General features: G+C 48.9%; 10 protein-coding genes and 1 tRNA gene. 7 read left to right on the top strand and 4 right to left on the bottom strand.

Features of this window, described 5'->3' with window-relative positions:
• Window positions 1-157: 157 nt before the first annotated feature.
• Window positions 158-1,168 (top strand): SUMF1/EgtB/PvdO family nonheme iron enzyme, encoded by a 1,011-nt coding sequence (locus tag WCO51_04575; protein ID MEI6512534.1) that lies wholly within the window; start codon window positions 158-160, stop codon window positions 1,166-1,168.
• 75 nt (window positions 1,169-1,243) lie between these two features.
• Here WCO51_04575 and WCO51_04570 read toward each other — a convergent pair whose 3' ends face one another.
• The 4 genes from WCO51_04570 to WCO51_04555 all read right to left on the bottom strand — a co-directional run bounded on the left by WCO51_04570 (window position 1,244) and on the right by WCO51_04555 (window position 4,824).
• A complete protein-coding gene (locus WCO51_04570; GenBank protein ID MEI6512533.1) occupies window positions 1,244-2,038 on the bottom strand; it encodes an RDD family protein in 795 nt (264 codons plus the stop codon).
• Window positions 2,039-2,211: 173 nt separating this feature from the next.
• Window positions 2,212-3,129, bottom strand: coding sequence for a TIGR01777 family oxidoreductase (locus WCO51_04565; GenBank protein ID MEI6512532.1), 918 nt, complete (start codon window positions 3,127-3,129; stop codon window positions 2,212-2,214).
• Between the two features lie 10 nt (window positions 3,130-3,139).
• Window positions 3,140-3,700 carry a GTP cyclohydrolase I FolE gene (gene folE / locus WCO51_04560; protein MEI6512531.1) on the bottom strand — a complete coding sequence of 187 codons (561 nt, stop codon included), beginning with the start codon at window positions 3,698-3,700 and terminating at the stop codon, window positions 3,140-3,142.
• Window positions 3,701-3,744: 44 nt separating this feature from the next.
• On the bottom strand, window positions 3,745-4,824 hold the full coding sequence (locus WCO51_04555) for a uroporphyrinogen decarboxylase family protein (GenBank protein MEI6512530.1): 1,080 nt from the start codon (window positions 4,822-4,824) through the stop codon (window positions 3,745-3,747).
• Between the two features lie 294 nt (window positions 4,825-5,118).
• On the opposite strand from WCO51_04555, the gene WCO51_04550 reads away from it, so the two are divergent.
• From WCO51_04550 to WCO51_04525, 6 genes are all read left to right on the top strand, one after another.
• Window positions 5,119-6,507 (top strand): hypothetical protein, encoded by a 1,389-nt coding sequence (locus tag WCO51_04550; GenBank protein ID MEI6512529.1) that lies wholly within the window; start codon window positions 5,119-5,121, stop codon window positions 6,505-6,507.
• On the top strand, window positions 6,507-7,373 hold the full coding sequence (locus WCO51_04545) for a sulfite exporter TauE/SafE family protein (GenBank protein ID MEI6512528.1): 867 nt from the start codon (window positions 6,507-6,509) through the stop codon (window positions 7,371-7,373). Before WCO51_04550 ends, WCO51_04545 begins: the two co-directional genes overlap by 1 nt.
• A 347-nt stretch (window positions 7,374-7,720) precedes the next feature.
• A complete protein-coding gene (locus tag WCO51_04540; GenBank protein MEI6512527.1) occupies window positions 7,721-8,299 on the top strand; it encodes a response regulator in 579 nt (192 codons plus the stop codon).
• Between the two features lie 322 nt (window positions 8,300-8,621).
• Window positions 8,622-9,557 (top strand): 1-phosphofructokinase family hexose kinase, encoded by a 936-nt coding sequence (locus WCO51_04535; GenBank protein MEI6512526.1) that lies wholly within the window; start codon window positions 8,622-8,624, stop codon window positions 9,555-9,557.
• 70 nt (window positions 9,558-9,627) lie between these two features.
• Complete coding sequence (locus WCO51_04530; GenBank protein ID MEI6512525.1) at window positions 9,628-10,923, top strand: 3-deoxy-D-manno-octulosonic acid transferase; 1,296 nt, start codon at window positions 9,628-9,630, stop codon at window positions 10,921-10,923.
• A gap of 106 nt (window positions 10,924-11,029) precedes the next feature.
• Window positions 11,030-11,102, top strand: a tRNA-Asn gene (locus WCO51_04525).
• Window positions 11,103-11,125: the final 23 nt, after the last annotated feature.

The following is an 11,125-nucleotide window of genomic DNA, read 5'->3' as shown; positions in this document are numbered from 1 at the left end:
ACAATTATTGAAAAAAGTCCAAAAATCTGTCCGGTTTTGCCCTCGAAAAACGAATTACATATTAGCGGTATCTGCTGTTAAAGGGCGCCGCCTGTTTTGACACGTTTATTTAGGAGGCTCTGAACAGCTTCCACACTATTTTCAGGAGGATTGAAAGATGAGACGTTTTATTTTAGTAACGGCAGCCATCACGCTACTGGGCTTGGGCACGCTTGCTCAGGCAATCACAATCGAAACAGTTGCCATAGGCAATGCACGCAACTCGGCGGACACTCAGGTAATGTATGATGGCACCACTGGCTACGGCTCGGTAGGTTACGACTACAACATAGGCAAGTATGAAGTGACGGCTGGGCAGTATACGGCTTTTCTTAACGCCAAGGCAAATGTATCCGATGCCTACGGTCTCTACAACGACGGCATGTGGAGTGATACCCGCGGCTGCCAGATACAGAGGTCCAGTATTTCGGGCGGCTACAGCTACAACGTGGCATCGGACTATGCTAACAGGCCGGTGAACTTCGTGAGCTTCTGGGACTCCGTGCGTTTTGCCAACTGGCTGAATAATGGCCAGGGTAATAGCTCCACCGAGACTGGCGCATACACGCTAAACAGCTACAACGGCACTGATGGTCGTGTTATCGGCAGAAATGCCGGAGCGACGTGGACTGTGACAAGTGAAGATGAGTGGTATAAAGCTGCTTATTACAAGGGCGGCAATACCAATGCCGGTTATTGGCTGTATCCCACCAAGAGCAACACTGCTCCGGGTAACAATATGGCTGACCCATCCGGCAACAATGCCAACTATTACACAGGCATTGGCTCCTATCCGATTGATTCGGGTAAGTATACGACGGTGGTTGGCGAGTTCCAGAACTCGGCCAGCGCCTACGGCACTTTTGACCAGGGCGGCAATGTCTTTGAGTGGAACGAGGCTATTCCATACATAGGCGGAGGTTACGCTTATCGCGGTTTGCGTGGTGGTTCGTTCAACTACTACTACTTCGACGGCCTGCGGTCGGCGGACCGCAACTACAACTACCCGGCTTACGAGTTCTCCAACATCGGGTTCCGTGTTTCCCAAGTTGTTCCTGAGCCATCATCAATTATCGCCTTGCTTGGCGGTTTGGGATCACTTCTCGCATTCAGACGACAAAGGGCATAGCCCTTTGCTTCGTCATAATCAAGCCCGTTATTGTTAAGCAACGGCGGGCTGCATCGGATGAGAGCTAAAAGGTGCTTAAAGTAAGGCGTTCTTCCTGGAATATTTGGCGGCGATTGCTTCTAGCACATCCGAAGGCGGGGTGTTGTTGGGACAGGTTATGTTTAAGCCTCTTGATGCCAACGCTTCGACCATTTGTGATGCAAGCCGGTTCGATACATCAGACGATAGTTGCTTATGGCGATCTAAAAATTGACGAATTGAGCGATAATCATCCTGCCCGAGGCTATCAATCAGGCCGATATACATCGCCAAGGGGTGCTCGGGTGTTTCAACCACAGGGGTCAATACGGGTGAAGGCAGGTTCAAAACTGTATGCTTGCGCTCGTGTATCAGCACTGTTCCGGCTACCATATCCCCAAACCTTTGACTACGTTCAGTAAAGAAAACCACCAACGGGGTAATGCCCAAAAAGGTCAGCATAAGATCGGCAATCCGCATCACACCTCGTTTGAATACGGCTTCAACGGTAACGGGAGCGCCATTATCCATAATGACACGAATACTAAATGCGCGTTTGCCGGGTGTCTGCCCGTTCCAACGCGCTTCAAAGAAAATGAAATAGGCATAGAAGGTAATAAAGCCATAGAGGGCTAAACCAACTAAGAGAGCAGTGGACATAGTTTCATTCGGAGTGATACGGTAATAAGTCAAAATAGATAATGATACAGTAACGGCGATGAACAGGAACAACCATTGTGCGCCCCAGATCATCATGTCCAAAATCTGTGCAAGAAGCCGTGACCCAAGCCCTGCAACCGTATATTCAAGACTTACCTTTTCAGGACTAAGAATGCTAATTTCACGTGGCACTTGCTGCGTTCCCCCTGGGTTTACTGATCCCTGTTTTCTGCGAATAGACTATGAATTCCTGCACAGAATAATTACCGGCAAAAGTGAAAGAGAGTTGATTCAGGGGCAGGGCTTGCCTACCGGAGGGTGAAGCAAGCTGCGCCCCTTCAAGACAACGGCTTGGCCCCCCGCTATTATTGTTTCTTCCCAAGCTCAGCTTCTAGGGCGGGTTCTAGATTGGGGTATATGAATTGATAGCCGGTCTTTAAGGCTTTTTGTGGTTCAACTCGTTGACCGGTCAAAACAGCTTCCGCAAACTCTCCCAATAGGGCTTTGAGGGCGAATTTAGGAACTGGTAATAGGGAAGGACGGCGCAAGACCTTGCCTAGCTCATGGGCAAACTCTTTATTTCGCACCGGGTTAGGAGCCGTCGCATTCATCGGCCCCCTCACCTGGCTGTTTGTCAGCGCAAACTCATAAAGCCCAATCATATCATCCATATGAATCCATGACATCCATTGCGTTCCTGAACCCAAGGGGCCGCCGAAGCCTAATTTGAACGGCAGGAGCATTGACTTTAGCGTCCCGCCCTCTTTATCTAAAACAAGCCCCGTTCGCAAAGCAACCACCCGCATCCCAAGTCGCTCCGCTAAAAACGCTTCATCTTCCCAAATAATGCAGACACGACTTAGGAACCCTTCGCCCGGCATCGATTCTTCGGATAAAACTTCATCCCCCCGGTCGCCATAGTAGCCGATCGCCGATGCGCTAATTAAAACTGGAGGCCGAGGGTGAGTATCTGCTAGACCGGCAACCAGGTTTTGAGTGCTTTGACGGCGGGATTCGAGTATCTTATTCTTTTGCTCTTTCGTCCAACGCTCGCCGACATTCGCTCCTGCCAGATGAATAACGGCATCCATCCCCGCAAGCGCTTCCGTGGGCGCTTTTTCGGCTTCTGCATTCCAATCGAAAGCATTGGTAATTCCCGGCAGCGATTTTTTTGCATGGTCAGCATTTCGGCTCAGAACATTTATCTCTGCCCCTTGCTCAAGCAGCGCCTTGCATAGCCGACTGCCGATGAATCCGGTTGCGCCTGTGATCGCGACTTTCATCCACAACCCCTTAATCGATTTCGTTCTGAAGACTAATCAAGTCCATAAATTCGATACGAGTTCTGCGGTCAGTTCGGAAACTGCCTCTTACTTCGCTTGTTATTACTTTGGAATTCTGCTTTTCAACTCCACGCGCCAGCATACATAAATGCCGAGCTTTAATAACGACAGCGACTCCTAGAGGACTGAGCGCCTCTTCCATCACATCGGCAATCTGCATCGTCATGCGCTCTTGAACCTGAAGCCTTCGCGCAAATACTTCGACAAGCCGTGCGATTTTGCTGATGCCGACAATCTTACCGCTAGGAATATAGCCAATATGACATCGGCCATAAAACGGGAGCAGATGGTGTTCACAGAGGCTATAGAATTCGATATCTTTCACGACGACCATATCCTCATAGTTTTCTGTGAATACAGCCCCGTTGAGGATAGTTTCGACATTAGCTTGATAACCGCTTGTCAAATAACGAATTGCATCCGCTGCCCTTTTAGGGGTTTTAACCAAACCTTCTCTATCAGGGTCTTCTCCGATTGACTTTATAATCTCATAATATGCATCTTCTAACAACTTTCGCTCACCTCCCAAAGAGTCCCCATTAGAATACCCTGTCCCTAATACACCCCATATTTATGCGCCGCCTCGTACATAGCTACAACGTTTTCGGTTGGTGAATTATCTTGGAGGGCATGGGTAGGGGCAAAACAGTAGCCGCTGCCGGGCATCATGATTTCCAAAGTCTTTCGGCAATCGGCGATTACGTCCTCTACCGTCCCATAAGCTACTGGTCCAGCAGTGCTGATGCAGCCATGAAAGGCTATTCGATCACCAAAACGTGATTTAAGATATTCAGGCGACATATCGGCAGCTTCAGGTTGGAGCGTATCGGCGACCGTTAAGCCCATCTCGATGTATTCATCATAAGTCCAACTGCTCGAACCGCAGGTGTGGATCATCACGGGCAGGTCATAGGCTTTTGCCAGATCGAAGAAAGGCTTGTGACGCGGCTTAATATGCTTTTGGAAAGTCGCCATGCTGATAAGTGGCCCACGGATTGAACCCAAATCCTCGCCAATCCACATGAAATCGACTCCCCCTTTGGCTGCCTCGATTTCCCGATGGGCGATTTCCAGTTGAATTGCCAACATTCGGTCGATCAAGAGTAAACCGGCGGGATTATCTTCGGCTAAGTCGACAAACATCTCCTCCATGCCGCGAAGGAAACCGGTGGTATTCATAATGCAAGCCAGCCCAGGACTGCCGATGTGGATCGCGTATTGCTCCTGTTCTTTGCACCACTTTTCGATATGTGAGTAGTCATGATCATCCGGAGAGGGCATCGGCCAGTTTGCAACAGCCTCTTCATCGGCGTCTTTCAACGGAAAATCGCAATAGTCCCAATACGAGCCGCTGCTGTGTTCGACAAAGCGCGTGATCCAACCCCATCGCGAATCGACATCCCTATCAGGGATTTCAGGATGCAGACGCGGCCCAACGTAGCTCGCTCCGATGCCTTTGAAATCAACCCCGAGCCTTTCACATAAACTCGACCAATCCTTACCATGAAGCCCAAAATGCTCCAGCAGACGTTCATGGATACCGCCATTTGCAGAATAATTGATTGGAACGCGATCCGGTTTCTGCCTAGCGAAAGTAGTCAGCACTCGTTCTTTCGAAGTCATTTTCCGATTCATTTAACGAGACCTCCAATAGGTTCGTGGAATACCTCTTTTAAACTCAAACACAACTTGTTCCATAATACCCATTCTAACTCAAGAGAAAGACCCGTATCCCTTCAGGCCATATTGAAGGGGGGCAGGATTATCAATCAGATAGAGGGTGATTGCGTCTATACGTCTCTGCTATAATTTCGATGGAAGAACTTTAAGCAAAGGTCAATGTGGCTGACGGCAAAGTGAAGTAGCCGACGCAACTTCTGCATTGCTTATCCGTCAAGTTCATAATTGAGAATAATTCAGGAGGAAATAATGATTAAAGGATTGTTGGTTGTGGCTATGTTTGGACTGCTCAGCGTGGTCATGCTAAGCGCGGCAACGTTTATGGATGCCAAAGCTGAGCGCAAAGCGGCAGTTGAAGCTGAAAAAGCAGGCAATTGGGATGCCGCTCTACTTCACTATGAGAATATCTACGATTCGACCAAGTGCGATCAGGAAACTTGGGATGCGATGCGCGCTAAATTCCGCGAGCTTCGTCCCAAAGTGGCTCCCAATACGGATGAATCGAAAGCAGGGCACTGGAAGCTGAGGGCTTATCTGTTCCGAACCCTCGACCTCCAATGGAAGGACGCTCAAGGCGGTTCGCATCACACCAAGCAGACCTTCCGTGATGAGGAAATCGAAAAAACTCGCCAAGCGCTTGCCAAATTTGAAAAAATTATCTGGAAATTCTCTTGGGGCAACTTAAAAATCGACTGGACACTCACGATTATCGAGAAACCTTTAACCACTTGGGACGACTGGCCTGATCCGAGCGTCTGTATGCCCTATATCACTGATTTGAAGCCGAATGAGGCCGACAGCATCTTCGTGTTTGTCAAAACCTACCGATCAGATATGGCCAAAGACGAACCGACGGAAGATATTCGTCTCAATCTTCTTGCCGGCACTCTTCCTCCTGTCCCAAGCACCAAGGGCGCTCTTTATATTGGCTACTTGATGTGCGATAGCGACGGCATCATGTATCACGAATTCATGCACGCATCAGGGTGCGCGATGAATGCTCATAACGGATACCCGGATGGCATCTTTCCAAGCTCCGACTCGCTCACCGATTGCGACCTGCTGATGACCGCCTATGCTACGCGAAAGATGTGGCGAGATCTTCCCTATACCAAACGCGTGAATAACCCATGGGTCGACCAATATTGCCGCGATATCCTCTTCCTCGGACCTTTCGATACTAAAGGCGAGAAGGATTACGGCATCAACAAGTCATTCATCAAAGAAACTTCTGTCAAGCCTTCAGTGGGCGCTAATGCCGGAGGTAATACATGGCGGAAGGTATCGGCGCTCGGTTATGTTTTCGATTTATCCGAAGGCGTTGAAATGCCGAAGAACTTGCTTGCATATGCGGCAACGACGGTCATATCAGAGAAGGACCAGTTCGCCCAGCTTCGCTTTGGCACAAACGATGCCAGCAAGGTATGGCAAGACGGAAAGCTTATTTCCTATATGCCGGTTGAGGGTGGCAGCGGATCGGATGGCAACATTATGAGGGTTCGTCTCAAAAAAGGAACTAACCAATTCCTTATCAAAGTGGCCAAACCCAGCGGATATTGGCAATTTTCCTTCCGTGTCTGCGATAACCGGGGCAATCCTCTGCCAAGCGTTAAATACGGACTACCGGAAACGCCTTAATGCCTTATTCTCATGCCTTTCTTGCCGGTTTGGCGATATTAGGAGCGGGGGTCGGATATGCTGCCGGCCTATTCGGTGTAGGGGGCGGCTTTATGCTGACCCCGCTCTTGATCTCATTGTTTGGGATAGACCCTGCTGTTGCGGTTGGAAGTGGGTTGGCCCAGATGATTGTCGTTGGAGCGGGATCGGCTTGGCGTCATGCCAAGAAACATTGCACCGATACCCGCTTGGTTTTGTGTATGGCTCCGGGGACAATTATTGGCACTGCGCTTGGCAAAGGATTTTTGAAATACCTGGAAGGAATAGGTTCAGTAAGCTTCCTCGGACGTAAAGCGCCTTTCGCTACAACCACTGTCAGCGCTATCTTTGTGGTACTGCTTTTTGGGATTGCAATACATCTTTGGCGGGAGAACAACTCGGAACAAGATAATCCCTCCAATCGTTTGTGCTGGCCGAATGGCCCCTTGCGAATTGGCCTACCCGCAAGCAATGTGAAGGCCGTATCACTTTTCTCCCTAACGATGGCCGGACTACTCATCGGCGTGCTAGCTGGCTTGTTGGGAATCGGCGGCGGAGTTATCCTCATCCCCTTATTGGTTTATGGTTATGGCATTCATCTTCGAATGGCTATCGGCACGAGTTCTTTACTGATAATGGTTTCGGCAATAGCCGGAACGATCCAGTATGCTTTAGCGGGAAAGGTGGATTTGAGGATAGTATTTGCCTTGATGGCAGGCTCTCTAATCGGTGTGCAATTCGGCGCATGGCACAGCCACCGCATCCACGTCGCTTATCTCCAACGCGCATTCGCCCTTTTAGTAATAGCCATCGCCTGCATCTGCCTCGTCCGCATCATCTGGTCTTAGCTAGAACATTTATGCTTTATTACACATCAAAGACAAAATATGGGCAAACAAAGGATTTTAGGCGCCTGACGTCGAATTATATTGTGCAAGAAGCTCGGTATACGATGGCATTTATTAAGCTCATACGTAAACAATGCAAACTTTCTTAACCGTACGTGATATAATAGTTTATTGTAAATTTGCGGGCAGATTAATGAAAGCTGGCAATAAATGCATTTAGCGCCTGGTCAATTGAAGAAAAGTGGCCTGTATCATCTCTTGTGTTCGAGCTTTTAGCTCCACTGCGGATGTCCGAGCTGCTGACCGGAAACGGATTGACTGTGCCGCTAGTTGCGGAGGTGGATTAGATGACTGGATTATCTGTAATTATCGCTGAGGACGAAGCCGTCACCAGAATGATGCTTCGAGCACGTTTGGAGCGGTTGGGCCATCGTGTCGTTGCTGAATGTGAAAATGGTACGCAGGCTGTGTTGGCTGCCAAACAGCATCAGCCGGAACTGGCAATTTTGGACATTCGAATGCCGGAGATGGACGGAATTGAAGCTGCAAAGGCAATTATCAATGACCATCCATGCGCAATCATGTTCTTAACAGGATTTGTCGAAGATGAGTTGGTTGAGAAAGCAGGCGAAGCTGGCGCGCTTGCCTATCTTCTAAAGCCTTTCCGCAAAGAAGACTTAGGCCCCGCGATTGAAATCGCAATGCGTCGTTTTAAAGAGCTTCAACTGCGAAACAAAGAAGTTACTGAACTTACTGAAGCCCTTGAGACTCGCAAGCTTATCGAACGCGCTAAGGGAATCTTGATGGATCGCCACGGTCTTTCCGAAGATGAAGCGTTCAAGCGAATTCATTTCCAGGCTCGAAACCAGAACCGGAAGATGAAGGATATCGCGATGAGCATTATCACTGCTGCGGATCTCATCTAAGATATTCGTTCAATTACGAACCAGCTTGCGATTTTGAGACTAGTTGATCTTTTGTTAGTATCGATTAGTTTTCAATAATGTTGCATGCCGTTTTGATACATTTGTTTATTAGTCTTTGCAGCTTGTAAGTATTCAGAAAAAATACAAAAGCAGGAGTGTCCTTGTTAAAGGCGCTCCTGCTTTTGTCGCATTTGATAAAGCCTACTTACCTTTATTATCCGGATGTAGGGGTAGGGCGTTGAACCTGTCAAAAATCAAAACTGAAGTTATTGTGCCTTAGCAAGGGTACAATCCTAGTCAATGTTAGATGTTGGAGGCGGTTTTGGCTATTCTTACGGTGACGTTGAACCCAACGGTTGATAAGACCTACTATCTGGATAAAATTACTCCCGGCGCAGTGCATCATGTGAAGGAAGCGCATACTTGTCCTGCCGGTAAGGGCGTCAATGTTGCCAGAGTTATCCTTCTTCTTGATCCTCAAGAAGGTTTAGTTTCAACCACGGGTTTTACTGGCGGTTATAATGGCGCCAGTATCATCGAAGGTCTTACAAATGATGGGTTAAATCCTGACTTCGTGCCCATCGATCAGGAATCCCGAGTATGTGTCGCACTTATCGATGCATCGACCGGAAAAGATACGAAAATTAACGAAAAGGGACCTGAAGTGACTGATGGGGATTGTGATGCTTTCCTGCGCAAGCTCGAACACCTCGCTCCCAAGTATGAATACATCGCATTCTGTGGCCGCACCCCCCCCGGCGCTCGCGATACGCTTTATGCCGAAGCCATTAAAATCGCGCAGACCGCAGGAGCTAAAGCCGTTTTGGATACAGCCGAAGCCTCACTGGTCGAAGGCCTGAAAGCCCTCCCCGCCTACTGCAAGATAAATATTCACGAACTGAGCCAGGCAATAGGAAAGCCATTGGAAACCCATAAAGAGGCTGCTAAAGCCGCCGAATCATGGCTCGATAAAGGGGTCGAGATGATTATCACCTTTGGAGGCGAAGGCGCTCTTTGGGCGGGTCATCCATCAATAATGGCTCACCCTCCAATCATTAAATACCTAAGCGCAGTAGGCTCAGGCGATGCTTTTCTAGGAGGGATGTTGGTAGGTTTACACCAACATCTATCTTCCATCGAAACCCTGAAACTAGCCGTTGCCGCCGGTTCCTCCGCCGCCGAACAAATGACCGTCGGTGCCCTCAACCCCACCACCGTCGAACTCTACCGAAACCAGATTGAGGTTATGGCTTTTTGAATATCAAAGCAATAATTGTCGTTCTGCGGTACGATAGAGGAACCTTTTGAAGGGCGGCGAAATTTAACACGTGCGGTTTCTATATACATTATTGCTAAGACTGAGTGCGCCATTCTGGCTTATACATACAGCCCGAAGCGCTTACCGACGTGGAACCTCCGGACCTCGATGGAAAGAACGGTTCGGCTATCTGCCGTTTAAACCCGACCCCGAACGAAAACGCATCTGGATACATGCGGTATCGGTTGGGGAAGTGATGGTAGTTGCCCCCGTTATTCGTGCGCTCAAGCAGCGATTGCCTGGTTATGAAGTCATCGTCTCTACCACCACTACTACCGGTCAGGCAACAGCCCAACAATCCCTTCAGGGCATCGCCGATTATATTGTCTTTATGCCCTTCGACTTACCTGGAGCCTGCCGTCGTGCCTTCCAACGCGCTACCCCTCAGGTTGTCGTTATTGCGGAGACAGAGCTTTGGCTGAATTTTCTCGCAGAAGCGAAACGAGCCAAGGCTTCAACATTAATAATTAATGGCCGTATCTCCGATCGCAGCTTTAATCGCGCCCGCAAGTTTTCTTTCTTCTACAAAATTCTTTTGCGATATGTGGATACTTTCCTCATGCAAAGTGAAGTCGACGCCGAACGAATAAAAACCCTTGGCGCCGATCCGTTAAGGGTAACCGTAAGCGGAAACACAAAATTCGATCAGGCAGTGGATACGCTGGATGCCGACCCAGTACAGCTTCGGAAAGACCTCCATCTACCTTCGAGCGCCCCGGTTATCGTTGTTGGAAGCACACGAGCGGCTAAGGACGGCGAACCAGTCGAGGAAGAACTTGTTTTGGATGCATTCGATAAAATTCGCCAAGCTATCCCTGAGGTCTGCCTAATCCTCGCCCCTCGTCATTTGGAACGCACTGATGTGGTAGAGCGACTAATGCAGGAGCATGGATTGGATGTTATAAGGCGAACAAAGTTGACTGAAACCCATGGCGAAGCGCGCTATATCGTGCTCGACACCTTCGGTGAGCTGGCAAAGATTTATGCGATTGCATCAGTAGCGGTAGTAGGCGGAGGGTTTGCCCCGCTAGGAGGTCAAAATATCTTCCAACCTTTAGCCCATGGCGTACCCACATTCTTTGGCCCTCACATGCACAACTTCCGCGACATCGCTGCCCTCGCAAATACAGCAGGGATCGGTTTCAATGTCACAAACTCAGATGAGTTAGCCAACGGCATATTATCAATACTCAATGATCCAGCACGCCGAAAACAAATCAACCAAGACGCCCGCGTCCTTATTTCCAAAAACAAAGGCGTTTCCCAACGCTGCGCCGAAGTAATTGCATCTTTCTGCCAACATTAATTAATCCCAAAAAAAGCCGAAATTGAACCTCTACAACACGTTGACAGAAGCCAATAATCGAGGTAGTATATACATCACGTTTAAGCACCATTGAACGCACGTACATTGCCGCGTAGCTCAGTTGGTAGAGCAGCTGACTGTTAATCAGCGGGTCCATGGTTCGAGTCCATGCGCGGCAGCTCTAAATTGAACTCAAAAAGCC

It is taken from the genome of bacterium, from assembly GCA_037131655.1.
Lineage (GTDB): Bacteria > Armatimonadota > Fimbriimonadia > Fimbriimonadales > JBAXQP01 > JBAXQP01.
Note: the sequence above shows the minus strand (reverse complement) of the source record. Positions and strands in the feature narration are given on the sequence as shown.